This is a genomic window from Caulobacter sp. P1_D6 (assembly GCF_056406095.1).
This window is the reverse complement of the sequence record NZ_JBFUAW010000005.1, coordinates 78334-103655: the sequence shown is the minus strand read 5'-3', so window position 1 is coordinate 103655 and position 25322 is coordinate 78334. Positions and strand designations below refer to the sequence as shown.

General features: G+C 68.5%; 24 protein-coding genes. 11 read left to right on the top strand and 13 right to left on the bottom strand.

Annotated elements, in window-relative coordinates; genetic code table 11:
- The first annotated feature begins 200 nt into the window (after positions 1 to 200).
- The gene (locus tag AC1DYP_RS03190; protein ID WP_477045108.1) at positions 201 to 413 is read left to right on the top strand and encodes a hypothetical protein; all 213 of its coding nucleotides are present in this window, start codon (positions 201 to 203) and stop codon (positions 411 to 413) included.
- Here AC1DYP_RS03190 and AC1DYP_RS03185 read toward each other — a convergent pair.
- A complete protein-coding gene (locus tag AC1DYP_RS03185; protein WP_477045107.1) occupies positions 373 to 2046 on the bottom strand; it encodes a phosphatidylglycerol lysyltransferase domain-containing protein in 1674 nt (557 codons plus the stop codon). The genes AC1DYP_RS03190 and AC1DYP_RS03185 overlap by 41 nt on opposite strands.
- A 194-nt stretch (positions 2047 to 2240) precedes the next feature.
- Here AC1DYP_RS03185 and AC1DYP_RS03180 point away from each other — a divergent pair, with 194 nt between their 5' ends.
- From AC1DYP_RS03180 to AC1DYP_RS03155, 6 genes are all read left to right on the top strand, one after another.
- Positions 2241 to 3446, top strand: a complete 1206-nt coding sequence (locus AC1DYP_RS03180) for an acyl-CoA dehydrogenase family protein (RefSeq protein WP_477045106.1) — start codon at positions 2241 to 2243, stop codon at positions 3444 to 3446.
- A gap of 15 nt (positions 3447 to 3461) precedes the next feature.
- A complete protein-coding gene (locus tag AC1DYP_RS03175) occupies positions 3462 to 4073 on the top strand; it encodes a DsbA family protein (RefSeq protein ID WP_477045105.1) in 612 nt (203 codons plus the stop codon).
- Between the two features lies 1 nt (position 4074).
- Entirely contained in the window at positions 4075 to 5223 is a 1149-nt protein-coding gene (locus tag AC1DYP_RS03170; protein WP_477045104.1) for an acyl-CoA dehydrogenase family protein, read from the top strand.
- 198 nt (positions 5224 to 5421) lie between these two features.
- A complete protein-coding gene (locus AC1DYP_RS03165; protein WP_477045103.1) occupies positions 5422 to 5922 on the top strand; it encodes a pyridoxamine 5'-phosphate oxidase family protein in 501 nt (166 codons plus the stop codon).
- 262 nt (positions 5923 to 6184) lie between these two features.
- Positions 6185 to 6880, top strand: coding sequence for a Crp/Fnr family transcriptional regulator (locus AC1DYP_RS03160; protein ID WP_477045102.1), 696 nt, complete (start codon positions 6185 to 6187; stop codon positions 6878 to 6880).
- A gap of 41 nt (positions 6881 to 6921) precedes the next feature.
- Positions 6922 to 7224: an antibiotic biosynthesis monooxygenase gene (locus AC1DYP_RS03155; RefSeq protein ID WP_477045101.1), complete on the top strand. Its 303-nt coding sequence runs from the start codon at positions 6922 to 6924 to the stop codon at positions 7222 to 7224.
- On the opposite strand, the gene pyk is transcribed toward AC1DYP_RS03155, so the two are convergent.
- From pyk to AC1DYP_RS03120, 7 genes are all read right to left on the bottom strand, one after another.
- Positions 7225 to 8655: a pyruvate kinase gene (gene pyk, locus AC1DYP_RS03150; RefSeq protein ID WP_477045100.1), complete on the bottom strand. Its 1431-nt coding sequence runs from the start codon at positions 8653 to 8655 to the stop codon at positions 7225 to 7227.
- Between the two features lie 256 nt (positions 8656 to 8911).
- A complete protein-coding gene (locus tag AC1DYP_RS03145) occupies positions 8912 to 9931 on the bottom strand; it encodes a LacI family DNA-binding transcriptional regulator (RefSeq protein WP_477045099.1) in 1020 nt (339 codons plus the stop codon).
- 133 nt (positions 9932 to 10064) lie between these two features.
- Positions 10065 to 11054 (bottom strand): glucokinase, encoded by a 990-nt coding sequence (gene glk, locus AC1DYP_RS03140; RefSeq protein WP_477045098.1) that lies wholly within the window; start codon positions 11052 to 11054, stop codon positions 10065 to 10067.
- A gap of 12 nt (positions 11055 to 11066) precedes the next feature.
- Positions 11067 to 12878, bottom strand: a complete 1812-nt coding sequence (edd, locus tag AC1DYP_RS03135) for a phosphogluconate dehydratase (RefSeq protein ID WP_477045097.1) — start codon at positions 12876 to 12878, stop codon at positions 11067 to 11069.
- Positions 12879 to 12882: 4 nt separating this feature from the next.
- Complete coding sequence (gene pgl, locus AC1DYP_RS03130) at positions 12883 to 13575, bottom strand: 6-phosphogluconolactonase (protein ID WP_477045096.1); 693 nt, start codon at positions 13573 to 13575, stop codon at positions 12883 to 12885.
- A 10-nt stretch (positions 13576 to 13585) separates the two neighbouring features.
- A complete protein-coding gene (gene zwf, locus AC1DYP_RS03125) occupies positions 13586 to 15049 on the bottom strand; it encodes a glucose-6-phosphate dehydrogenase (RefSeq protein WP_477033662.1) in 1464 nt (487 codons plus the stop codon).
- A 258-nt stretch (positions 15050 to 15307) separates the two neighbouring features.
- A complete protein-coding gene (locus AC1DYP_RS03120; protein ID WP_477045095.1) occupies positions 15308 to 15610 on the bottom strand; it encodes a hypothetical protein in 303 nt (100 codons plus the stop codon).
- A 174-nt stretch (positions 15611 to 15784) separates the two neighbouring features.
- Here AC1DYP_RS03120 and AC1DYP_RS03115 point away from each other — a divergent pair, with 174 nt between their 5' ends.
- Positions 15785 to 16660 (top strand): sigma-70 family RNA polymerase sigma factor, encoded by an 876-nt coding sequence (locus AC1DYP_RS03115; protein ID WP_477045094.1) that lies wholly within the window; start codon positions 15785 to 15787, stop codon positions 16658 to 16660.
- An 81-nt stretch (positions 16661 to 16741) separates the two neighbouring features.
- Here AC1DYP_RS03115 and AC1DYP_RS03110 read toward each other — a convergent pair whose 3' ends face one another.
- The 5 genes from AC1DYP_RS03110 to fliL are packed head-to-tail and all read right to left on the bottom strand — an operon-like array spanning position 16742 to position 22808.
- Positions 16742 to 19666, bottom strand: coding sequence for a tetratricopeptide repeat protein (locus AC1DYP_RS03110; protein WP_477045093.1), 2925 nt, complete (start codon positions 19664 to 19666; stop codon positions 16742 to 16744).
- A 21-nt stretch (positions 19667 to 19687) separates the two neighbouring features.
- Positions 19688 to 20455, bottom strand: a complete 768-nt coding sequence (locus AC1DYP_RS03105; RefSeq protein WP_477045092.1) for a MotE family protein — start codon at positions 20453 to 20455, stop codon at positions 19688 to 19690.
- Positions 20452 to 21048, bottom strand: coding sequence for a DUF6468 domain-containing protein (locus AC1DYP_RS03100; RefSeq protein WP_477045091.1), 597 nt, complete (start codon positions 21046 to 21048; stop codon positions 20452 to 20454). The genes AC1DYP_RS03105 and AC1DYP_RS03100 overlap by 4 nt, the downstream gene beginning before the upstream one ends.
- Entirely contained in the window at positions 21045 to 22169 is a 1125-nt protein-coding gene (fliM, locus tag AC1DYP_RS03095; protein WP_477045090.1) for a flagellar motor switch protein FliM, read from the bottom strand. The genes AC1DYP_RS03100 and fliM overlap by 4 nt, the downstream gene beginning before the upstream one ends.
- A gap of 27 nt (positions 22170 to 22196) precedes the next feature.
- Positions 22197 to 22808 carry a flagellar basal body-associated protein FliL gene (gene fliL, locus AC1DYP_RS03090; protein ID WP_477045089.1) on the bottom strand — a complete coding sequence of 204 codons (612 nt, stop codon included), beginning with the start codon at positions 22806 to 22808 and terminating at the stop codon, positions 22197 to 22199.
- A gap of 224 nt (positions 22809 to 23032) precedes the next feature.
- Between fliL and flgF the strand changes: the two genes are divergently transcribed.
- Genes flgF through flgA form a run of 3 tightly spaced genes read left to right on the top strand, consistent with a single transcriptional unit; the run spans position 23033 to position 25319 of the window.
- Positions 23033 to 23770, top strand: coding sequence for a flagellar basal-body rod protein FlgF (gene flgF / locus AC1DYP_RS03085; RefSeq protein WP_477033670.1), 738 nt, complete (start codon positions 23033 to 23035; stop codon positions 23768 to 23770).
- Positions 23771 to 23782: 12 nt separating this feature from the next.
- Positions 23783 to 24571 carry a flagellar basal-body rod protein FlgG gene (flgG, locus tag AC1DYP_RS03080; RefSeq protein WP_477033671.1) on the top strand — a complete coding sequence of 263 codons (789 nt, stop codon included), beginning with the start codon at positions 23783 to 23785 and terminating at the stop codon, positions 24569 to 24571.
- Positions 24572 to 24575: 4 nt separating this feature from the next.
- On the top strand, positions 24576 to 25319 hold the full coding sequence (flgA, locus tag AC1DYP_RS03075) for a flagellar basal body P-ring formation chaperone FlgA (RefSeq protein ID WP_477045088.1): 744 nt from the start codon (positions 24576 to 24578) through the stop codon (positions 25317 to 25319).
- Positions 25320 to 25322: the final 3 nt, after the last annotated feature.

Below are 25322 nucleotides of genomic sequence, written 5' to 3'. Positions count from 1 at the left end.
TATGCACCTGGGAACCAACGCTAGACACCGATTCCTAGCGTGTAAACGCGACCTCAACCGCTACATATAGCAATGGTCAAGATTAACTGTGGATGGTTAACAGGCACACCTTCTCAACGTGTGTACCTAAGATTCGGCTGCACGTGGTTAACGGGCGTTAACGATTTGCATGGCCGATTGTCGCAGGCCATGAGAGGCGAATGGACCTTCAAACGACCATCGCCATCGCCGTCGCCGCCCTGCTGTTCGCTGTCTTCTGCGGCTGGCGCGGGGCCCGTCCGATCAATGTTTTAAAGGGTCCGCGCATGATGCCGTGGCGCCCGCTGATGGTGGCCGGCGCCGTCGTGACGATCCTGATGGCGGCCCATATCCTCAATCTGCTGGGGATGAAGACGGGCGACCCGCGCTACTAGGTCGCGGCCTTTTCGTCAGGCCGGAGACCCCGCCGGACGAGAGCAGGCCGATGTCCGCAAGCAAAAAGGGTATGGCCCACTTGTGAGGCGCGGCAATGTAGCGCGGCTGCCAGACCGGATCGTACTTGTCCTTGTACCGTCGCACGCCCTGGAAATTGTAGATTTCCTCGCCGCGCTCGTAGAGCAGGCGGCCCACGCGCGACATGATCGGGGCCAGCGGACGATCGTCCAGGCCGGCCAGCGGAGCCACCCCGAACTCGAACGCCTGGTAGCCCTGCTCCTTGCCCCAGCCCAGCAGCTCGACGAACAGGTAGTCCATGACGTTCTTGGGCGCTTCGTCGGAGTAGCGCATCAGGTCCATCGAGAACGAGACCTTGCCCGCCGTGGGCCACAAGGTGGCGAAGGCGACGATCTTGTCCTCGACCCGCACCAGGGCGACCGGGAACTCGGCGACGTAACGCTCCTCGAAGCCGCCCATCGAGAAGCCCTTCTCGCCGCCGGCGTGGTGGCCCAGCCAGGCGTCGGAGATCTGCTTCAGCTCCGGCATGATCGTGTGGACCTGCTCGGCCGGGATGACCTCGAAGGCCGCCCCGCCCTCGCCCGCCTTACGCCAGTTGCGGCGCAGGACCTCGCGGCGGCGGCCCGACAGTGAGAACGCCTCCAGCGGCACCGCGGCGCTCTCGCCGGTCTTCTGGATGGCCAGGCCCAGGTCGACGCTGTCGGGCAGGTCGGTCGGGCCCAGGGCGTAGAAGCCGACGCGCGCGGCGTGGGCGTCGGCCTGTTCGCGGAACCGCCAGAACAGCTCCATCCGCTCGTCCTCGCGTCCGACCGGCGGTCCCATGGCGATCCACGAGCGGCCGCGCACGCCGAACATCAGGAAGCTCTCGCCCGAGGCCGAGAACAGGAAGCGCTTGTCGCCCAGCAGGGCCAGGTTCGAGGACGGTTCGGCGTCTTCTGCCTTGGCCAGGATGGCGCGGACGCGATCGAACTCGGGGTCGGTGTCGTCGACCACCGGCGGCGTGGCCGGCGTCGCGATCAGCCGCCAGACGCCGATGGCCATCAGCACAATGGCGGCGGCGGCCGACGAGCGGATGGCCCGGGCCACTTCCCGGTCGCCGATGGTCTTCATCACCGACTGGTCGGCGTATTCGGTGTGGGCGAAGGTCCACCAGCCGCACAGGGCCACCCCGATCAGGGCGGCGGCGGCCGAGAGCAACCAGCCGGGCGTGATCTCCATCCGCGACAGGGCCGCCTTGCGCGGGAAGGCCTCGTGGAACGGCAGCATGGCCAGCAGGATCGCCGTCAGGATGACGGTCTCTTCCCAGTTCAGGCCCTTGAACAGGGCCAGGACCGCGCCGCCGGCAAGCGCGCACAGCGCCGCCCACCAGGCCGCGTCCAGGCGCGAACGCAGGCCGAAGGCCAGCAGGATCAGCACCAGCCCCAGGATGGACGAGACGAAGTGGCTGACCTCGATCAGCGGTCCGGGGGCCACGGCCAGCCAGATCGCGAAGCGGGTCGGCTCGGACGGCGTCGCGCCCGAGGCCAGCAGCAGGATCCCGGCGCAGGCCGCCAGGATGGCCGACAGCGTCGGCGCGACGGCGAGGAAGGCAGGCCTCAGTTGCGGCGCGGACATCAAGACCCCTGATCGGCGAATCCCGGCGGGACACGTCATCGTCTCCCTCTATAGCGCGGCTCGCCCCCGGCGGTCGCCCACCGCATGACGAACACCTGTTTGAATAAGCTTGCCCCCGCCGTTTCATGGCGTAGTCTGCGCGCCGACGACGCGGAAAAGCGCCGCGAACACGACCAAGACGAGGGAGAACGGCCATGGCGGATTTCGGCGGCGGCGAACTGGACACCTTCCGCGCCGAGACGCGGGCCTGGCTGGAGGCCAACTACCCTTCGTCCCTGAACGCTCCGATGGGCGAGGACGACGCGCCCTGGGGCGGCAAGACGTTCAAGTGGAAGAACCCCGACGCCAAGCTGTGGCTGGACCGCATGGCCGAGCGCGGCTGGACCGCCCCGATGTGGCCCAGGGAATACGGCGGCGGCGGCCTGTCCAAGGCCGAGAACAAGGTGCTGGAGCAGGAGCTGCGTCGCCTCAAGGCCCGCCCGGCCCTGATGAGCTTCGGCATCTGGATGCTGGGCCCGGTGCTGTTGGAATACGCCACCGAGGAGCAGAAGCAGCGCTTCCTGCCGCAGATCGTGCGCGGCGAGACCCGCTGGTGCCAGGGCTATAGCGAACCCGGCGCGGGCTCGGACCTCGCCTCGCTGCAAACCAAGTGCGAAGACAAGGGCGACCACTGGCTGATCAACGGCCAGAAGGTGTGGACCAGCTACGCCGACCAGGCCGACTGGATCTTCTGCCTGGTGCGCACCGACACCACCAAGAAGCACGAGGGCATCTCGTTCGTGCTGTTCGACATGACCTCGCCCGGCGTCGAGGCCCGGCCGATCAAGCTGATCAGCGGCAACTCGCCGTTCTGCGAGACCTTCTTCGACAATGTGAAGGTCCCCAAGGAGCAGTTGGTCGGCAAGGTCAATGGCGGCTGGGACATCGCCAAGCGCCTCCTCCAATACGAGCGCCAGAACATCTCGGCCTCGGGCTTCGGGGGCGGCGGCGGGCTGGACGTGGTCGAGGCGGCCAAGAAGGAGATCGGGGTCGACGCGTGGGGCAAGCTGGCCGACGGCGACCTGCGGGCCCGCATCGCCAATCACCGCATGGACGCCCACGCCTTCATGCTGACCGTGCGCCGCGCCGAGACGGAGTCCAAACAGGGCTCGGGCCCCAGCGCCGCCGTGTCGATCATCAAGTACGCCGCCGCCAAGATGAACCAGGAGCGCACCGAGCTGCTGGTCGAGGCCTTGGGCCTGCAGGGCCTGGGCTGGGAAGGCGAAGGCTTCTCCAAGGACGAACTGGCCGCGCCCCGCGCCATGCTGCGCGCCAAGGGCAACTCGATCGAGGGCGGCACCAGCGAGGTGAACCTCAACGTCGTGGCCAAGCGGGTGCTAGGCTTGCTGGATCACCAGTAGCGACGGCGCGAGACCATGATCGAGTTCTGGTACGAGTTCGGCAGCACCTACAGCTATCCCGCCGCCATGCGCATCGAGCGCCTGGCGCAGCAGGCCGGCGTGGTCGTGGCCTGGCGGCCGTTCCTGCTGGGGCCGCTGATGCACGACCAGCAGGGCCTGAACGACAGCCCGTTCAACGCCTTCCCGGTCAAGGGCGACTACATGTGGCGCGACCTGCAGCGGGTTTGTGACATGGAGGGCCTGCCCCTGGTCCATCCCAGCCAGTTCCCGCGCAACGGGCTGCTCGCCGCCCGCGTCGCCATCGTCGGGCTGGAAGACGGCTGGACGCCGGCCTTCAGCCGCGCGGTCTACCAGGCCAATTTCGTCGACGACCAGGACATCTCGAAACCCGAGGTGCTGGCGCCGCTGATCGCCGGGGTCGGCGCCGGGCCTGACGCGGTGCTGGCCGCCGCTGGCGCCGATCCCATCAAGACCCGCCTGAAGGACCATGTCCGCCAGGCCCAGGAGCGCGGCCTGTTCGGTGCCCCCTCCTTCGTCACCGCCGACGGCGAGCTCTTCTGGGGCAACGACCGTCTCGAACAGGCCCTCGACTGGGCCGTCCGCCATCAGAACCTGGAGCAAGCCTGACATGGCCGTCCTGACCGAAGAACAGACCATGCTGCGCGACGCCGCCAAAGGCTGGACGCAGGACAGCGCGCCCGTCGCCGCCCTGCGCAAGCTGCGCGACGGCGGCTCGAAGGCCAGCTTCGATCCCGCCGCCTGGAGTGAGATGGGGGCCATGGGCTGGGCCGGGGTGATCGTGCCCGAGGACTTCGACGGCTCGGCCTTCGGCTATCTGGGCCTGGGGCTGATCCTGGAAGAGACCGGCCGCAACCTGGTGGCCTCTCCCCTGCTCTCCACGGCCCTGGTCGCCGCCTCGGCCCTGGTGCTGGGCGGATCCGACGCCCAGAAGGCCGCCTGGCTGCCGAAGATCGCCGCCGGCGAGGCCGTCGCGACCCTGGCCGTCGACGAGGGCTCGCACCACGCGCCGCTGAACGTCGCCTTGTCGGGCGGTCAGTCGGGCAGCGGCTTCGTCCTGAACGGGTCCAAGACCTTCGTGCTCGACGGCGAGGCCGCCGACCTGCTGATCGTCGCCGCCCGCACCTCGGGCGCGCCGGGCGACAGCGACGGGATCACCCTGTTCCTCGTGCCGGGCGACGCCAAGGGCGTGACCCGCACGCACCTGGCCCTGATCGACAGCCGCGGCGCGGCCCGGATCGACTTCGACAAGGTCGAGGTCGGCGCCGAGGCGGTGCTGGGCGAGGTCGGCAAGGGCTGGGCGATCCTGGAGCCGGTGCTGGACCGCGCCTATGCGGGCCTCGCCGCCGAGATGCTGGGCACGGCCACGGCCGCCTTCGAGATCACCCTGGACTACATCAAGACCCGCACCCAGTTCGGCCAGGTGATCGGCACCTTCCAGGCCCTGCAACACCGCGCGGCCAAGCTGTTCACTGACCTTGAGACCACCCGCTCGTGCGTCGAGGCCGCCCTGGAAGCCGCCGACGCCCATTCTTCCTCAGGGGCCGGGGACACGCGCCTGCTGGCCTCGCTGGCCAAGGCCAAGGCGTCCGAAGTCCTGCACCTGGCGTCCAACGAGATGGTCCAGATGCACGGCGGCATCGGCATGACCGACGCCCACGACGCCGGCCTCTACATGAAACGCGCCCGCGTCGCCGAGGCGCTGTTCGGCTCGGCGTCGTTCCACCGCGACCGCTACGCCAAACTGTCGGGTTTCTGATCCAATCCAGTGTTGTCATCCCGGGCGTAGCGAAGCGAAGGCCCGGGACCGCCGGAAGCGCTGAGTTCACGCGTCGGTCCCGGATCGGCGCGCTGCGCGCTTGTCCGGGATGACAAGCAATAGTGCGAACTAGGCCTTAGGAACTGGCGCGCGTCGGATCAGTTCTCCCCTCCTCCCCCGCGAGCAGGAAGAACCGTCATGAGCACCGATCCCAACGACAAGGCCGCCGTCGAGCAGCGCCTCTGGAAGGAGCTGGACCACGCCCGGTTCGGCATGCTGGGCCTGATGGGCGGCCATCAGCACTTCCAGCCGATGACCGCCTTCGCCGAGCCCGAGAGCGGCCAGATCTGGTTCTTCACCAAGGACGACACCGACCTGGCCAAGAGCGCGGGCGGCGGGGCCGAGGCGATGTTCATTGTCCAATCCAAGGACCAGGACTTCCAGGCCTGCATCGGCGGCGTGCTGTCCACCGTCCGCGACACCGCGCGCATCGACAAGTACTGGAATCCGATGGTCGCGGCCTGGTTTCCGGACGGCAAGGACGACCCGTCCCTGACCCTGCTGCGGCTGGACGCCAAGGACGCCGAACTGTGGATCTCCAAGGGCGGCGCGATCCGCTTCGCCTGGGAAGTGGCCAAGGCCAACCTGACCGACAGCCCGCCCGACCTGGGCGACAAGGCCCACATCAGCCTGGGATAGGCGCCCGTCCTCGAGAAGCAAATTCGCTTTCGACATTCGCTGGCGAAAGTTCACTTAGGACGTGCGCTTCACGCAAAGCGACAGCGTTATCAACTGTTCCTGTAATGTCGGGTTCCCGACGCAATCAATAGCGCGTTCTGAACCCTATCAGGTGTTCTGCATTTGTGTCGACTACTCGACAGCACCGAGGCGAGTTCCAACCTATAGCTTCAAACTTTACCGCATACCGGTGATCGATTCGCTCGACGGGACCGTCGCACCTTTGAAAAATCGTCTGCTCGCCGCCCTGCCGTCCGAGGATTTCGGGCTGATCGCGCCCCATCTCACCCAACATGAGCTGGAAAAGGGCCGACATCTCTGCGAGCCGGGCGATCCGGTCGACGTCATCTATTTCCCGCACGACTGCGTCATCTCGCTGATGACGTTGATGGAGAACGGCGCGGCGATCGAGTCGGCGACAGTGGGCCGCGAGGGCGCCCTGGGCCTGATGGCCGCCGTGGCGCCGCGCCAGTCGCTGGTGCGGGCCATCGTCCAGGCGCCCGGCGTCGCCTCGCGGATCAGCGCCACGGCCCTGCACGACGCCTGGACCCGCAGCCCCGCCCTGCGCGACCTGGTCGACCGTCACAACGAGGCGCTGTTCGGCCATGCGATCCAGTCGGTGGCCTGCAACGCCCTGCACGGGGTCGAGGCCCGCTTCTGCCGCTGGCTGTTGTCGTGCCGCGACCGCATCGACGGCGACACCATCAGCCTGACCCAGGAATTCCTGGCCGACATGCTGGGCGTCCAGCGCACCACGGTCACCGCCGTGGCTGGTTCGCTGCAGGCCAAGGGCCTGATCCGCTATCGCCGCGGGGTGGTCGACATCCTCGACCGCGCGGGCCTGGAGGCGATCACCTGCGAGTGCTACGCCGCCGTGCGGCGCGGCTACGAGCGCCTGCTGCCGCTTCCCTTCGGCTGAAGCCTCCCCATCTCCAACGACGCGTTGGAGAGGAGGCCCGCATGATCGTCCGCAATTGGCATGGCCGGGTGCCGGCCGCCCTGGCCGACCGCTATCTGGCCCTGATGCGCGAAGTGGCCCTGCCCGACTACAAGTCGACGCCCGGCAACCTCGGCGCCTGGTGCCTGACCCGGCGCGAGGGCGAGATCACGCACTTCGAGATGCTGACCTTCTGGACCGATCTGGACGCCGTCAGACGCTTCGCCGGCGAGGATTTCGAGCGGGCCAAGTACTACGACTTCGACGCCGAGTTCCTGATCGAACAGGAACCCCACGTGCGGCACTACGAGGCCGTCAGCGAATAGCTACCGCTTGCGGGTCGGGAACGGCGCGTGGGCCAGGCGCAGCAGGTTGGCCGCGCCGGGGGCGCCGAACGGCGTGCCGGCGACGATCAGCACGCGCTCGCCCGGACCGACCAGCTTCAGCTCGATGGCCTTGGCGACGGCGTCCGAGGTGACCACCTCCAGGCTGTCGGGCTGGGTCGAGACGCGAGCCTCCACGCCCCAGACCAGGCACATGCGGCGCACCGCGTTGATCTGGGGCGACAGGGCCAGCACCGGCTGCAGCGGCCGCTCGCGCGACAGGCGGCGGGCGGTGGCGCCGGTGGTGGTGAAGGCCACCAGGCACTTGGTCGAGCCGGCCTTGGCGGCCTGGGCGGCGGCGACCACCAGGACATCGGCGTCCTCGTCGTTGTGCGGCTGTTCGGCCTGCATCAGCTCGGGCCAGCGCGGATCGCGCTCCACCCGCTCGATGATGCGGCTCATCATCGCCACGGACTCTTCGGGATAGTCGCCCGCCGCGCTTTCCGCGGAAAGCATGACCGCGTCCGCGCCCTCGTAGACGGCGTTGGCGACGTCCGAGGCCTCGGCCCGGGTTGGGGTCGGCGAGCTGGTCATCGACTCCAGCATCTGGGTGGCGACGATCACCGGAATGCCGCGCTCACGAGCGGCGCGCAGGATGACCTTCTGGGCCACCGGCACCTCTTCGGGGGCCATCTCGACGCCCAGGTCGCCGCGGGCCACCATCACGCCGTCGCAGAGGTCCAGGATCGGGCCCAGCACTTCCAGGGCCTGGGGCTTCTCAATCTTGGCCAGCACGGCGGCGCGGCCTTCGACGATGCGGCGCAGCTCGGCCATGTCTTCCGGCGCCTGGACGAACGACAGAGCGATCCAGTCCACGCCCAGCCGCAAGGCGAAGGCCAGGTCTTCGCGGTCCTTCGGCGTCAGCGGCGACATCGGGATCACGACGTCCGGCACGGCCACGCCCTTGCGTTCCGACAGCTTGCCGCCGTTGACGACCGTGGTGTTGGCGTAGCCGGGACCCGCGTCGGTCACCGTCATCCGCAGCTTGCCGTCGTCCAGCAGCAGGGTCGCGCCGGGGCGCATGGCCACCAGGATCTCGGGGTGCGGCAGGTGCACGCGCGTCTCGTCGCCCGGCGTCGGGTCGTTGTCGAACCGGAAGGCCTGGCCGGCCTTCAGCGTCACCGGACCGTCGGCGAACTTGCCCACGCGCAGCTTGGGGCCCTGCAGGTCGGCCAGGATGCCCAGCGGGCGGCCGACGACCTTTTCGGCGTCACGAATAAACTTGTACGAGGCGGCGTGGTTGTCGTGGCTGCCGTGGCTGAAGTTCAGGCGGAACACGTCCGCCCCGGCCTTGGCCAGGGTGATGATCATCTCCGGCGAGCTGCTGGCCGGACCGATGGTGGCGACAATGCGGGAGCGGCGCGCGCGGATCATGAACCTGCTCCGGAGAGGCTAGAAAATGCTGCAATGCGGCAGAAAATACCGCAGAGCGGAAAGGATTTGCTTTGGGCGAACGTCATTCTCGAATTTCGCACCTGACAACGTTGTCTAGCGGTCCGAGCCTGGATTCGCCATCGCTGACTTAGCGTCAACTCCAAAGGCTTTCCACCTCCATAAGAAAATATGGGGGACGGCAAGCTTGGAGAGATCAACGCTCAAAGCGGGCTCCGGTCGCTCGCGTCCCCGAACCCTATCCCACCGGGCCGGTGGATTCCCGGACGACCAGCTCGAAATCCAGCAGGCGCGAAGGCGGCGGCGCGTCGCCCTCGGCTCGGGTCGCGCCGGTCAGCAGCAGGTCGGCGGCGGCGGCGGCCATGGCCTGAATCGGCTGGCGCACGGTGGTCAGCTGCGGCCAGACGACCTTGGCGCCGGGCGTGTCGTCGAAGCCGGCCACCGACAGGGTCTGGGGCACCTCCAGGCGCAGGCGGTTGGCCACCGCCATCACGCCCAGGGCCATATCGTCGTTCGAGGCGAAGATCGCCGTGGGGCGGTCGGTCCGGTTCAGCAGCCGCTCGGCCGCCTCGAAGCCCGAGCGGAACGAGAACCAGCCCTGCTCGACATGCTCCTCGCGCACGGCGTGGCCGTGCTCCTTCATCGCCGCGACATAGCCCTCGTAGCGCAGGTGCGAGGCGCCGTGTTCGGGGTGGCCCTTGATGAAGCCGATGTCGGTATGGCCCAGGCCGATCAGGTGGGCGGTCATCTCGTAGGCGGCGCGCACGTCGTCCATGCGCACGTGGGCCGAGCGGTCCAGGTCTTGGTCGGGCGAGAGCCGAACATAGGGCACGCCTTCGGCTTCCAGCACGTCCAGCACCGCGACGTTGTCGCAGACCGGCGGGGTCAGGATCACCCCGTCCATCCGCAGGGTGTGCAGCATCGGCTCCACCTGGGCGGCCACGTCGCCGGTCGAGTCCAGCGGCTCGACGATCAGGTGGTAACCCTCTTCCCGGCAGCGGGCGATCGCGCCCAGCTGCACGTCGGTGACATAGGCCGGGCTCGGGTTGTCGAAAAACACGCCGATCAGATAGGCCTTCGAACCGGCCAGGCTGCGGGCCGAGATGTTGGGCCGGTAGTTCAGGGCCGAGACGGCTTCCTGCACCCGTACGCGCGTGTCGTTCTTCACGTTCGGCTCGCGGTTCAGCACCCGCGAAACGGTCTTGATCGATACGCCCGACATGCGGGCGACCTCGTGGATCGTAACCTTGGAACTCAAGACCGGCCTCGCGAAGCGTCGGAAAATCGACAAGCGACGCAATAAAGGCATGACAGCCTTGTCAAGGCGAGCCCACTTCAAGCGGAAATCTCGCCTTGAGGGATCGGAAACGGGCCCGACCGGACGAAAAGCCTTATGAAATGGCCGCGCGACCGTCCGGCGTCATGGCCACGGCCGCCCCGATCAGGGCGGTGTGGGGGTTCATGACGACATGCGTGGGGATGTCCTTGGTGTAGCCGCTGAGCCGGCCCTTCGACTCGAATCGCTCGCGGAACTGGCCGTGCTCCAGCAGGTCGATGATCCGCGGCGCGATGCCGCCGGCGATGAACACCCCGCCCCGCGCGCCCAGCGCCAGGGCCAGGTCGCCGGCCGCCGAACCCAGGATGGCGCAGAAGCGGTCGATCGTGACCTTGCAGCAGGCGTCGCCGGCCACGGCGTGCTCGGTGATCTGCTTGGCGGTCAGGGCCTCGGCTTCGCGGCCTTCGATCCGGGCCAGGATCACGTGCAGGTCCTCGATGCCGGGGCCCGACAGGATGCGCTCGATCGAGCAGCGGCCGTGCTCCTTGGTCAGGGCGCGGAGGATCTCGATCTCGGTGTCGTCGAACGGGGCGAAGGCGATGTGGCCGCCTTCGGTGGTCAGCGGCGTCTCGACGCCGTGCCGGCGCACCATGCCCGCCGCGCCGAAGCCGGTGCCCGGGCCGAGGATCGCCAGGTCGCCCTCGCCCGAGGTCTGCAGCGGGCCGATCTGGCGCAGGTCCTTGGGGGTCAGGCGCGGGGCCGCCAGGGCCTGGGCGGTGAAGTCGTTGATCAGCTTGGCCGTGCGGAAACCGCCGGCCCGGCGCAGGCCGTCTTCCGACAGCTTCCAGTCGCTGTTGGTGAAGTGCACGGCGCCGTGCTCGATCGGGCCGGCGACGGCGACGACCGCCTGGTCGGGGTGCTTGAGCCCCATCTTGGCCAGATAGGCTTCGACCGCGTCCTCGGCCTGTTCGTAGTCCTCGCCCTTGTAGGACGTCGGTTCGATCAGCTGGGGATCGGCCCCATCGAAATCGACCAGGGCGAACCGCGCGTTGGTTCCGCCGATGTCGCCGACCAGGCCAAGCCCGATGGAGTTCAAACCGCTCATAGTCTTCACGTCCTAAGCAAACAGCACGGAGCCGCCGTGGTCGGCCGCGCCGACCCCCGCCCGCATCCAGCCGAAGAGTTCCCGCCCAAAGCCCGGCTTGGACGCCGGGACGCTCGCCGGCGTGCGAGCGCGAAGAACCGCCTCGTCCACCAGGATTTTCAGTTCGCCCGTGTGGGCGTTCAGAGAGATCACGTCGCCGTCCTGGACATAGGCCAGGGCCCCGCCCTTGGCCGCTTCCGGCGTGACGTGGATGGCCGCCGGGGTCTTGCCCGAGGCGCCCGACATCCGGCCGTCGGTGACCAGGGCCACCTTGAAGCCGCGGTCCAGCAGCACCGAGATCGACGGCGACAGGTTGTGCAGTTCGGGCATGCCGTTGGCCGACGGGCCTTGGAAGCGCACCACCACCACGACGTCGCGGTCGAGCTCGCCGCGCTTGAAGGCGGCGATGAAGTCTTCCTGCTCCTGGAACACCGCCGCCGGGGCGGTGATCACCTGGTGCTCGGGCTTCACGGCCGAGACCTTGATCACGCCGCGACCGAGGTTTCCGGTCAGCAGGCGCAGGCCGCCTTCCGGGCTGAACGGGTCGGAGGCCGGACGCAGGATGTTGAGGTCCAGCGACTCTTCGGCCCCCTCGCGCCAGGCCAACTCGCCATCGACCAGGATCGGCTCCTGGGTGTAGCGCGACAGGCCCTGTCCAACGACCGTCAGCACATCCTCGTGGGCTAGGCCGGCCTTGAGCAGTTCCTTGACCACGAAGTGGATGCCGCCGGCGGCGTGGAACTGGTTCACGTCGGCCGAACCGTTCGGATAGACCTTGGCCAGCAGCGGCGTGTTCTTGGAGATGTCGTCCAGGTCTTCGAGCGTCAGGATGATGCCGGCCGCATGGGCCATGGCCACCAGGTGCAGGGCCAGGTTGGTCGAGCCACCGGTGGCCATCAGGCCGACCACGCCGTTGACCACGGCCTTCTCGTCGATCATTCGCCCGACCGGGATCCAGTCGTTGCCCTTGTGGGTGATGGCGGCCACGCGCTTGGCGGCTTCCTTCACCAGAGCCGTGCGCAGCGGGGTGTGCGGATGGACGAAGGCCGAGCCCGGCAGGTGCAGGCCCATCAGCTCCATCAGCATCTGATTGGTGTTGGCCGTGCCGTAGAAGGTGCAAGTGCCGGGGCCGTGGTAGCTGGCGCTCTCGGCGGCCAGCAGTTCCTCGCGGCCGACCTTGCCCTCGGCGTAGAGGGCGCGGATGCGGGCCTTTTCCGAATTGGGCAGGCCCGAGGTCATCGGGCCGGCCGGCACGAACATCGCCGGCAGGTGGCTGAAGGTCAGGGCGCCGATCAGCAGGCCCGGCACGATCTTGTCGCAAACGCCCAGGTACAGCGCGCCGTCGAAGGCGTCGTGGGTCAGGGCGATGCCCGTGGCCATGGCGATCACGTCGCGCGAGAACAGCGACAGCTCCATGCCCGGACGGCCCTGGGTGACGCCGTCGCACATGGCCGGCACGCCGCCGGCGAACTGGGCGGTGGCCCCGACCTCGCGCGCGGCGTCCTTGATCAGCGCCGGATATTCTTCCAGCGGCTGGTGGGCCGACAGCATGTCGTTATAGGCCGAGACGATGCCCAGGTTGGGGGCGTTGACGTCCAGGGCGCGGATCTTGTCCACCGCCGGCGAGGCGGCGAAGGCGTGGGCCCAGTTGGCGCAGCTGAGCTTGGCGCGGCCCGGCTGGGCCGCCGCCGCGGCGTCGAGATTGGCCAGATAGGTCGCGCGGGTGTCGCGGCTGCGCTCGATGATCCGCGCGGTGACTTCGGCGATTACGGGATGCATGGCCATGGTGCTACTCCGCCCACAGGATACGGACCGGGGCGCGGTCCTGGTTCAGAATCGCGGCGATCGGCAAGGCTTGATCGACCGGACCTTCGAGCAACGACTTCTTGGCGGCGCCGGTGATCAGCAGGACGATCAGCGACGACTGGATCAACGCCTGGAAGGTCAGGCTGATCCGGGGCAGGTCGGGGGCCGGCTGGCCGGGCGGCACGGCGATCACGGTGCGCTCGGACTTGGGGTCCAGCCCTTCCGCCAGTTTCGGATTGCCGGGGAACAACGACGCGAAGTGGCCGTCCGGGCCAACGCCCAGCAGGGTGACGCCGAACGGCAGCGCCTTGGCGACGCCGGCCTCGGCCTTGGCCGCGACCTCGTCCTGGGCCACGCCGTCGAAGAACAGCGGCGCGAAGCCGGCCTTGGCCGCCTCGCCCTGCAGCAGGTGCCGGCGGACCAGCCCCTCATTGCTGCTGGGATCGGACGGCGGCACGAAGCGCTCGTCGGTCAGGGTGACCACGACCTTGTCCCAGGGGACCGTCATCGTCGCCAGGCGGTCATAGACCGGGGCCGGCGTCGAGCCGCCGGTGGCGGCGAACCCGGCCTGGCCGCGCTTGGCCACGGCCTCGGTCAGGGCCGAGGCCACGACCGAGGCGGCGGCGTCGTACAGCGCCTCGCGCGACGGGAAGGCCTCGATCTTGGGGAGGGTCATTACGCTCACCCTATTCGTTCCAGGCCCGGCCTTGCGGCGAGATCAGCGCCGAGGCGCTGTGCGGACCCCAGGTGCCGGCGGCGTAGGGCGCGGGCTCGATCTTGGCCTCGGCCCAGGCGGCCGACACGCCGTCCACGAACTTCCAGGCCTGTTCGACCTCGTCACGCCGCACGAACAGGGTGCGGTCGCCGCGGAACACGTCCAGCAGCAGCTTCTCGTAGGCGATCCGGCGACGGCTGCCGGCCGCGCTCATGGCCAGGGACAGCGGCAGCGACTGCAGGCGCATGCCCTCTTCCGACAGGCCCGGGCGCTTGGTCATCACGGTCAGCGAGATGTCCTCGTCCGGCTGCAGGTCGATGACCAGGCGATTGGCCTTGGTCTCGGCCTGGGCGGCCACGCCGAAGATGTTGTGCGGCACGGGCTTGAACTGCACGACGATCTGGGTGCGGCGGTCGGGCAGGTTCTTGCCGGTGCGCAGGAAGAACGGCACGCCGGCCCAGCGCCAGTTGTCGATGTCGACCTTCAGGGCCACGAAGGTCTCGGTCTTGGAGCCCTTGCCCACCTCGTCCAGATAGCCCTCGCGCGCCGTGCCTTCGACCACGCCGCCCACATATTGGCCGCGCACGGTGTCATGGGCGACATTGGCCTTGGTGAAGGGGCGCAGGCTGCGCAGCACCTTGACCTTCTCGTCGCGGACGGCGTCCGGATCGAAGCCCGACGGGGCCTCCATGGCGACCAGGCACAGCAGCTGAAGCAGGTGGTTCTGCAGCATGTCGCGCAGGGCGCCGTACTCGTCGTAATAGGGCCAGCGCTCGCCGACCTTCTCGGTCTCGGCGATGGTGATCTGCACGTGGTCGATGTGCTTGTTGTCCCACAGGGGCTCGAACAGCACGTTGCCGAAGCGCAGGGCGGTCAGGTTCTGGACCGTCTCCTTGCCCAGATAGTGGTCGATGCGGAAGATCTGGCTCTCGTCGACCACCGCGCCCACCGCGCCGTTGATGACGCACGAGCTGGCGAAGTCCTTGCCGATCGGCTTTTCCAGCACCAGGCGCGTCTGGGGACCGGTCAGGCCGGCCGACTGCAGGGCGGTGCAGACCGAGCCGTAGAGGCTGGGCGACAGGGCGAAGTAGATGACCAGGTCGCCGTGCTTGCCGACCTTTTCGGCCAGCGCCTTGGCGCCCTCTTCCTTGGTGATGTCGACCGACAGGTAATCCAGGCGGGCGGCCAGGCGGTTCCACGCCGATTCCTCGACGGCGGCGCGCTTGCCCAACTGCTCGCGCACCAGCTTGCGATAGCTGTCGGCGTCGTGGTCGTGACGGGCCAGGCCGATGATCCGCAGATCGTGCGGCAGCAGGCGATCGACTTCGAGAAAATACAGCGAAGGCAGCAGCATGCGCAGGGCCAGGTCGCCCGCGCCACCCAGCAGGACCAGCACTTCCCGGCCGGTCTGATCGGCGTTCGTCTCTTTGGTCAATGTTTCCACCCTATGACAACGTTGTCATGACACGCCCGTCGGAGCAATGCAAGCGGCCCCCTAGGACGTCCCATGTCGACGTCCCGACAGGACCGCGCGCGCGGCGTCTAACTAAGGGGTTTGGAGCGGCGCCGCCAGAAGACCAATCGCTTTTCGCGCGCGAAGGTTCACCTCTGGGCAGGCAAAACGCGGCCGCCTCCGCAAGAGGCGACCGCGTGGGCAGGGTGAAAAGGTGGAATCGTTCTCTAGAGGCCGCCCCTAGAGCCCATAGGAGGCCAGCAGCTTCAGACTCAGTCGCGTGGCCTCCGGCGGCGCTTCGCTGCGGTCGTTCACGTCCTTGGCGAAGGCCTGGAACGCGGGCAGGTCGGTCAGCACGCCGGCGTCGTCGTCGCGCAGATTGACGAACAGATGGACGAAGTCGACGCCGTCGCGAAACAGCGCATAGGCGATGTTGTCGGGCCGGACGGCCTTCAGCTCGTCGAACACCTCCAGCGACAGCGCCTGATTCTCGTCGGCGCGATCCGGCTTGGCGGCGTAGCGCACCAGTGTAACCCTCTGCATGGTCTTGGATCCTTTGGATTGCGACGGCGCGGAATGCGGCCGTCATGACCAAGGACGCGGCCGCCGATGCGAAGGATTCGGTCGGAGAAATATTCCCGGACCGCGAATCCTTTCTGGGTCGCGCGTCGTCATGAAGACGGGACCGTCGTTCGGGCGGCGCGAAGAGGACGGCACATGGCGGACGGCAACCTGGCTCCGGAGGCGTTCAGCCAGCTGATGGCGGAACTGCGCCCCAGCCTGCATCGCTATTGCGCGCGCATGGTCGGTTCGGCCTTCGACGGCGAGGACGTGGTGCAGGAGGCCCTGGCCAAGGCGGCGCTCGCCTATCCCGCCGCCGAGCCGATCGAGCATCCCGACCGCTGGTTGTTCCGCATCGCCCACAACACCGCGCTCGACGCCCTGCGCGGCCGCAAGCGCCAGCCCCTCCTCGACGAGACGTTCAGCGAAATCGTCGATCCGGTCGCGGCCGCCGACGCCCGGGTGGCGGCGACGGCCAGCCTGGCCGTGCTGCTGCGCCTGCCGGTAGCCCAGCGTTCGTGCGTGGTGCTGATCGACGTGCTGGGCCACTCGCTGGACGAAACCGCCCAACTCCTGGATTTCACCCTGGCGGCCGCCAAGGCCGCCCTGCATCGCGGCCGCGTGCGCCTGAAGGACCTGGCCGAGGAACCGGACGTCGCCCCTCCCCGCCTGGACGCCGCCGAACGCGCGCGGCTGCGCGCCTATGCCGACCGCTTCAACGCCCGCGACTTCAACGCCCTGCGCGCCCTGCTCAGCGAGGACGTCCGGCTGGACCTGGCCAATCGGCGGCGGATCGAAGGGCGCAAGGACGTCTCGGTCTATTTCACCCACTACGCCTCGACCTCGGGCTGGCGGTTCGAGGCGGGCATGGCCGAGGGCCGCCTGGCCCTGCTGGTCAGCGATCCGGCCGATCCTACGGCCGCCGTGCGCTACGTGGTGCTGCTGGACTGGGACAACGGCGAGATCGCCGCGATCCACGACTACTTCTACGCGCCGTACGTCATGGACAGCCTGGCGATAGCGCGAACCTAGAGCGTGACAGCCGAAAGTGGATGCCGGTTTCGGCGTCTGTCACGCTCTAAATGTTTGAAGTAGAGCCTGCTAAGGCAGGCTCTAAACGCCTCGGTTGCTCGCCTGGGCCCGGAAGCGGTCCTTCATCTTGGCCACCCAGCCGTTGAAGGCCTCGTTGTCGGCGGTGACCTTGCTGAAGTCGGTGCTGGACAGGGCGCCCGGATCGGCGCCGGCCAGGGCCACGCGCAGGCCGTCGGGATTGCGCGCGCCGTCGACGAAGCCGCCGTAGCGCTGGCGCAGGCGGCCCAGCGAGGCGTCGTCGTCGGCCAGGCTGAAGGCCACGGCCGAGCGCAGCAGCTTGGACTCGTCGGCCGGGCTCAGCAGCCCCGGCGTCTTCCAGCGGTCGGCCAGGGCGCGTTCGTACAGGGCGCCGGCCTGGGGCCAGGTGTGCTGCTTCCAGGCGATCTCGGCGCGGACATCCTCGGCGTCGCGGCTCTTGTCGCTCTCGATCACCTCCAGCGCCGCGTCGTAGCGGCCAAGGCCCATCAGGGCGCGGGCGGTGGCTAGGCGGCGCTCGGCGTTCAGGGCCGGCGGCAAAATCGTTGTGCGGGTGGCGTTGATGGTGTCCAGCGCGCTCTCGGGCTGGCGGTCCATCAGGTAGATCCAGGCCAGGTCCGTGGCGACCTGGGCCTTGGGCACGCCGTTCAGCCGGTTGTCGACCTGGTACTTCAGGAGCTTGGCGGCTTCGTCCAGCAGGTCGACGTCGACCAGGCGGCGCACCAGGTTGCGGACCATCTGGTCGCCGTCGGCGCCGATCGGGGTCAGGTCCTGGAAGTCGTAGAACAGGCCCACCGCCTGGATCGGCTGCATGCCGTCGGCCAGGCCGTCCAGGAACAGGGTCCGGAAGGTGGTGTTGAGGTCGTTGCGCAGGGCCACGGCCTGCGGCAGGTCGGACTGCACGTTGCTGGCCGAGTGCAGCACCTCCAGCGCCTCGCGATAGCGGCCCTGCTTGATCTGCAGCTGACCCAGCGCGCGGATGGTGTCCAGTTCGACCCCGTCGCCGCGCCAGCGGAAGCGCAGGGCGTCCAGGCCCTTGGCGGCGATGTCGGCGCTAATCTGGTTCTTGGCCAGGCGCAGCTGGATGGCGTGCAGGGTGGCGGGCGCGGCCAGGCGGTCGATGCCCGAGCGGGAGATCGCCTGGAACACCGGCAGGGCGCGGGAGTCGTTCTTGGCCTCGAAGGCCTTGGCCAGGGTCAGCCGCAGCTCCAGCTGATCCTCGACCGGGATGTTGGGCAGTTTCAGGGCTTGGTTGATCAGGCGGATGGCGGTCTCGGGCGCGCCGACGCCGACCGCGGCCTCGGCCTGGGCGCCGAGGAACCGGGCCTGCCACAGGGCGGGGAACATGTTGAGCGCGCGCGCGCCTTCGGCGAACCGCTGGTTGGCGTCGGTCCACTGGCCGGTCTTGCTGGCGATGTAGCCGCGCCACATCGCGGCCGAGGGATCATCGTTCAGGACCGGCGAGGCGAAGTCGGTCTCGGCCTCGGCGTAGCGATGCGCCATCACCTTGGCCACGCCGCGCAGGCCGCGGAACTCGCCGTCGCCCATCAGGGTCTGGTGGGCGCGTCCGGCGGCGTTGAGCACGCCGATCGCCTCGAACGACAGGTTGGAGCCGACCAGGAAGCGGGCCAGGGCCATGCGGGCGGCGGTGTCGTCGCCCTTGCCTTCGGGGCCGCCCGCCGCGGGGACCGCGCCGAGCAAGGCGTCGTAGCGGGCCATGAACCCGCCAGATCCGGTTTTGGCCCAGTGCTCGGGATCGATCAGGGCCGGCATCGCCATCGCCTGGGGCGCGCCGGCCCCGGCGTCGGCCAGGGCCTGGCCGCTGGAGGTCGACGACAGCAGCAGGCCCTTGGGCCGGCCGATGCGGACGATGTCGCCGTCCGAGGTCATCTGCAGGTCGCCGGAATAGCTTTCGACCGCCAGACCGGTGGCCGACTGCAGCAGGGCCATCTCGACATAGTCGCGGCGCGACGGCAGGCCCTTGGACGGCGCGAGAGCCGTGACCACGCCGAGGCGGTCGCCGACCGCCGGGTCCGAGACCCAGGCGATCCTGGTCGCGCCGGCCACGTTGGCGGTCAGGGTGGCGGGGGTGGCGTTGTCGTCCCGGGCCACGCGGACCAGGTCGGGCGAGTCCTGGTTTCCCGCGCCCAGGGCGATCGTCCAGTTGGAGCCGACGCCGTCGGCGTAGAACGGCGCGCCTTGCGGCGTGCTGATGCGCAGCGCCGCGTAGTCGGGCCCCTTGAAGGCCTGGATGTTGCGGTACTGCGGCGTGCTCAGGGGCAGCTTGCCGATGTCCAGCCGGGCGGGAGCGTCGAACACCACCCAGACCGCCTCGCCGCGACGGAACACGGCCGCGCCGGCCGGATTGGCCCAGTCGAAGCTGAGCTGGATCTGGCCCGAGACCTTCTCCAGCTTGACCGGCACGACGCCGCCGGCCGGCATCGGATTGGGACGTTGCGACACCACGGTCGCCGCCGGGACCGGGGCCGCGGCGGCGGTTTCCTGGCGGATGAACAGGTTGATGAAGTCGTCGCCGTCGGCGTTGCCGGCCCGGAAGTCGGCGTTCTCGCTCAGCGCGACCACGATCTCGACCACGCCGCCGACATGGCGCGCCTGGGCGCCCTTCACCAGGCGGGGCGGGCCGACGTTGAGGGACGAGAGATTGGGATTGGCGTCGCGCGGGAAGCGCAGGACGACGGCCGTCCCCTCGCGCCGGGCCTGCATGCCGCGCGAACCGGGGAACTCCAGCCGCGTGAAGTCGGGAGCCTGGGCGATCCGAACCTGCAGACCGGCCGGCGCGGCGGCCTTGCGAGGCGCGGCTTTACGGGGCGCGGGCTTGGGTTGAGCAGACCTGTTTGAAGCAGATGGAGAGGCGTGACGCGGCTCGGCCGAGATCGACATCGACGGGGTCGCGACCCCGAGGATGCAGATCGCCGCGACGGTCGATCTCAGAAACGCCCCCAGCTTCATGCCCCCGCTTTCGCTCCTGTCCTAGCCGGCCTTCTTGGCCGGGCTGGCGCCGGCCAGCGGCGCGGCCGCGGCTTGCGCGGAAGCGTCGGCGGCGGGCTTGTCGGCGGCGGCCAGGGCGGCGCGTTGCTTGGCGATGGCTTCGGACGACAGGCGGTTGGCCAGGCGCTCGGTCAGGATCTTGGCGTCGTTCGGCGACATGTTGGCCAGGATCATGCTGAGCGTGCGCTCCTTCATCTTGGAAGCGATCGGCAGGCGCACGCTGTCGTCCAGCACGCTCATGCGGGCGGCGGCGTCCTTGGGCTTCATGGCCGAATAGACCGTCACCATGCGCTGGGACTCGGCTTCCTTCTGGGCGTCGGCCTGGCCCAGCAGGCCCTGGATCTCGCCCTTCATGCCGTTCAGCGCCTTCATCTTGGCGTCCAGCTTGCCCTCGGCGGCGGCCAGCAGCTGCAGCTGGACGTCGATGTCCTGCTCGCGCTGGTCCAGCTGGCCGCGACGTTGACCCAGGCTTTGCAGCACGCGCAGTTCGGCCGGCGACAGACCGGCTTCCTTCGCAAGGTCGCTGGCCGAGGGCGCGCAGATCGGCGGCGGCGTCCTGGCGGCGGCGTCCTTGCCGGCGTCGGCGGCCGAGGTCGCCTTTTCGCCGTCAGCCTTGGCCGTGCCCTCGGCGAACGCCTTGGCGCCGCTCAGCATGTCCGGGATGGACTTCGCGCCCGCCAGGGCGTTGACGGCGAGCACGCCGACAGCGGTGACCCCGATGATCGGCAGGATGCGCGGAATATTTTTCATCGACGGCCCCTAAAGGTCGAACCGGGGCGCGGCGGATCTTCCGGGCCCTCGAACAGGTCATCATCTATCCGCGCCCGTGAACGCGGAGTTTCCTTTGGCGCGGAAGAGCGCGCGGCGGAAGGCGGCGGGGCGTCGCGGGGGATGCGGGCCTCGCGGTCCAGCAGCTTCTCGAAGTCCTCGGCCCGCAGGCGCCGCGAGGTTTCCGGCGGAAGCTCGGGTTCCGGTGCGCGCATCGGACGCGGCGCGGCGGCGCGAGGTTCGCTGGAGCGCGGCTCGACGGCGGCGCGGGTCGTTGCCGGCGGCGGGGTGACCATCGGCCGGTTCAGGCGCTCGTCCAGCTGCACGGCCAGGGCCTGGGCCTTGGTGATGCGATCGGACAGGGTGTCGGCGGCCTCGTCGGTGGCGGCGCGCAGGTCGGCCAGGCCCTGCTCGGCGCGCATGGCGGCGCGGTCGAGGTCGGCCACGGCCTTGGCGAAGCCCTCATGGCTGTCGCGCAGGGCTTTCAGGCGGCGCTCGAGGCGCACGCCGAAGGCCAGGGCGATCAGCAGCAGGATCGCCAGCAGACCGTTGAGGGCGATGGCCGTCAGACTCATTTGAGCTTCTGAACCGCCTTCTTGGCCGCCGGGGTCAGGGGCGCGTCGGCCCGCACGGCGATCGAGTGGTTGCGGCGGCCCATGCGCCCGCGGGTCAGCGGGATGGAGCCCGCGCGCAGCTCCACCGGGCTGTCGGGCGTGGCGTTCAGCATCAGGGTGTCGCCCACCTTCAGGTCCAGGACCTTGGAGAGCGGCAGCTGCTGCTCGTCGAGCACGGCGCGCACCTCCATCTGGGTCGTCCAGAGTTCGGTGGCCAAGTGGCCTTCCCAGATGTTGTCGCGACCGAACTTCTCGCCCATGAACTGCTGCAGCAGCATCTTCCGGATGGGTTCGAGGGTGGCATAGGGCAGCAGAAGCTCGATTCTGCCGCCGCGGTCTTCCATGTCGATCCGAAGCTTCACAAGAATAGCGGCGTTGGCCGGCCGGGCGATGGCGGCGAAGCGCGGGTTGGTCTCCAGGCGGTCCAGGCTGAACGACACCGGATGCAGGGGCTCGAAGGCCGCCTTGGCGTCGTGCAGCACCACCTCGACCATCCGCTGCACCAGCACCCGCTCGATGGTGGTGTAGGGACGGCCTTCGATGCGCATGGCCGCGGTGCCGCGACGGCCGCCCAGCAGCACGTCGACGATCGAGTAGATCAGGTTGGAGTCGACCGTCAGCAGGCCGTAGTTGTCCAGCTCCTCGGCCCGGAACACCGCCAGGATGGCCGGCAGCGGGATCGAGTTCAGATAGTCGCCGAAGCGGATCGAGCTGATGTTGTCGAGGCTGACCTCGACGTTGTCGGAGGTGAAGTTCCGCAGGGACGTCGTCATCAACCGCACCAGGCGGTCGAAGACGATTTCCAGCATCGGCAGGCGCTCGTACGAGACCAGGGCCGAGTTGATGATGGCGCGGATGCCGGTGCGGTCGTCATTGCCGTCGCCGGACATGTCGAAGCCCAGCAGGCTGTCGATCTCGTCCTGGTTCAGGATGCGCTCGGCGCCCATGCCGTCGCCGCCGCCGTCGTCCCAGCCGCCCATGCCGCCGCTGAAGTCGCCGAACTCGTTGCCGCCGGCGTCCGCCGGCGGGTTTTCCGAAGCCCATTGGGCCATCGCGGCCTGATCGTCGATTTCGTCAGCCATGTCGGTTCGCCTCAACCAGCCCGAGGGCTAGTTGATCAGCATCTCCTCGATCAGCACCGCGTTCACCTTGGAGGGCGCGGCGACCAGATTAACGCGACGCAGCAGCTCGGCGCGCAGCTGATAGCTGCCCTGGCTGCCGTTGAGGTCTTCCGGGCGCAGTTCGCGCAGGAAGGTCTGGAACATGTCCTGCAGACGCGGGAGGTTCGGCGTCAGGTGCTCGGCCGTCTCCTCGTCGGGCAGTTCGAAGGTCAGCTTCAGCTTCAGGAAGGTCGAGCGGCCGTCGGCGGCCTGCATGTTCACGACGATGTCCGGCAGGGTGTAGAACACCACGCCGTCGGGGCCTTCCTTGATCACCGGCGCGCCGGCCACCGGCGCGGCCTCGCCGCCGCCGCCATGGCCGCCCTTCTCTTCCTTCTTCTTTTCCTTCTTCTTCGGCTTTTCGTGGCCCGCCTCGCCGTGCGCTTCGGGCTTGGGCTTCAGAAGCAGGAACGTGGTCACGCCGCCGCCGACCAGCACCACGGCCGCCGCGGCCGCGATGAGGATCATCATCGGCGGCTTCTTCTTCGCCGGAGCTTCGCCCTCGACAGCACCCTCTTCGCCTTCTGGGGCGGGAGCATCCTTGGGGGGTTTGTTGGCCACGCGCGCGGTTCCTTGGAATCTATGGATCTACTCATGCGTGGAGCATGGTTAACGATGTCTTTTGAAGGCCATTTCGCCGCAGGCTGAATCTGCCCGGCAGACTCCGTCCCAGAGGTCGCGTTAACCTTCATTATCGTTGAAATTACTGAGCTTTTCGAATTGGCACGAGGGTTGCTTGCAGACTTGCGGCGCATTTGTCGCGCCAGCCGTCTCGGTAACCGGTCATGGACAACGCACTGTATGTGGGACTTTCGCGGCAGATGACCCTGCGCCGCGAACTCGACATCGTCGCGAACAACATCGCCAACGCGAACACGACCGGCTTCAAGGTCGAGGAGCTGATGGTCCGCACGGAGCCGGCCAAGCCGGCCCGCACCAACGGCGGCTCGTACCCCGTGAAGTTCGTGCTGGACGACGGCGTGGCGCGTGATTTCGGCCAGGGCGCCCTGACCCAGACGGGCGGCGACTTCGACCTGGCCATCGAGGGCCAGGGCTTCTTCAAGGTCTCCACCGCCGGCGGCGAGCGCTACACCCGCGACGGCCGCTTCACCATGGCTCCCGACGGCAAGCTGGTCACCCAGAACGGCGCGGCCGTGCTGGACGAAGGCGGCGGCGAGATCCTGATCGATCCGCTGAAGGGCCCGGTCACCGTCGGCAAGAACGGCACGGTCAGCCAGGGCGCCGAGCAGCTCGGCAAGATCGCCATTGTACGCCCCACCGACCTGGCGACGTTCCGCAAGGACGGCGACAACCTCTATCGCAACACCACCAACGACACGCCCCAGGCCGCCCCGGACGCCAAGGTCCATCAGGGCATGCTGGAAGCCTCAAACGTCCAGTCGATCACCCAGATCACCAAGCTGATCGAAGTCAGCCGCGCCTACGAGAGCGTGGCCAAGATGATGGATCAAACCTCGGAACTGTCCCGGAGCGCCGTCGAGCGCCTGGGCAAGCCGCAGTAAGGACAACCAACGATGCAAGCTCTTCGCACCGCCGCGACCGGCATGTCGGCCCAACAGCTGAACGTCGAAGTCATCTCGAACAACATCGCCAACATGAACACCGTGGGCTTCAAGCGCCAACGGGCCGAGTTCCAGGACCTGATCTATCAAACCATCGAGCGGGCCGGCTCGCAGTCGTCGGGCGACGGCAACGTGGTCCCCACGGGCGTGCAGATCGGCGGCGGCGTGAAGGCCGGCTCGGTCTACCGCATCCACGAGCAGGGCACGCCGTCCATGACGAACAACGAGTTCGACGTGGCCATCCAGGGCAAGGGCTTCCTGCAGATCCTGCTGCCCTCGGGCGAGACCGCCTACACCCGGGCCGGCAACTTCTCGACCAACGACCAGGGCCAGATCGTCACCGAGGACGGCTACACCGTCCAGCCGGGCATCACGATCCCGCAGAACGCCACCGCCACCACCATCAGCAAGACCGGCCTCGTGCAGGTGAAGATGGAAGGCGACCCCGCGCCCCAGACCGTGGGTCAGCTGGAACTGGCCAACTTCATGAACGAAGGCGGCCTAGAAGCCATCGGCGACAACCTGTTCATGGAAACCGCCGCCTCGGGCGCCGCCAACATCGCCGCCCCCGGCCAGCCCGGTTTCGGCACCCTGCTGCAGAACTACACCGAAGCCTCGAACGTGGACTCGGTCAGCGAAATCACCGCCCTGATCGTCGCCCAGCGCGCTTACGAGATGAACTCCAAGGTCATCACCACGGCCGACCAGATGCTCCAGGCAACCTCGAACCTGAGGTCGTAAGCTCATGAAAGCCCTCGCCTTCTCTGTCGCCGCCCTGCTGGTCGCCACCCCGGCCCTGGCCGGCACGACCGTCTCGCTGCGGCCCGACACCACCGACGCCGACGGCCGCATCACCCTGGGCGAGCTGTTCGACGGGGCCGGCGCGGCCTCGGACGTGGTGGTCGCCAACCGCATGGGCCCGTCGGCCGTGCTGGACGCCGGCGCGGTGCAGATCGCCGCCCGCCGGGCCGGCCTGGACTGGGCCAACAGCAACGGCGTGCGCCGGATCATCGTCCGCCAGGGTTCGGACGCCGGTTTGGCCGGCGCCCCACGCGGCAACGTGGAAGTTCTTGCCTACGCCCGCAGCCTGGCGACCGGCGAGATGGTCCAGCCGGAAGACCTGGTCTGGGTGAAGATGGCCGCCAGCCCTTCGGACGCCCCCCGCGACGCCGACGCGGTGATCGGCATGACCGTCAAACGCCCGCTGCGCCAGGGTTCGGCCGCCAGCCTGCGCGACGTCTCGACCCCGCAGGTCATCAAGGCGGGCGATATCGTCGCAGTCACCTACGAGGACGCCGGCGTGGCGCTCACCTTGCAAGGGAAAGCCATGGCGGCCGCGGCCATCGGCGAAAGCCTGATGGTCCAGAACACCGCCAGCAAGAAGATCATCGAGACCGTGGTCACCGGACCCGGCTCGACCGCCGTCGGCCCCCAGGCGATGCGCCTGAAGGCCAACCGTAACAACACGCTGCGCTACGCCGCTCGCTGAGAA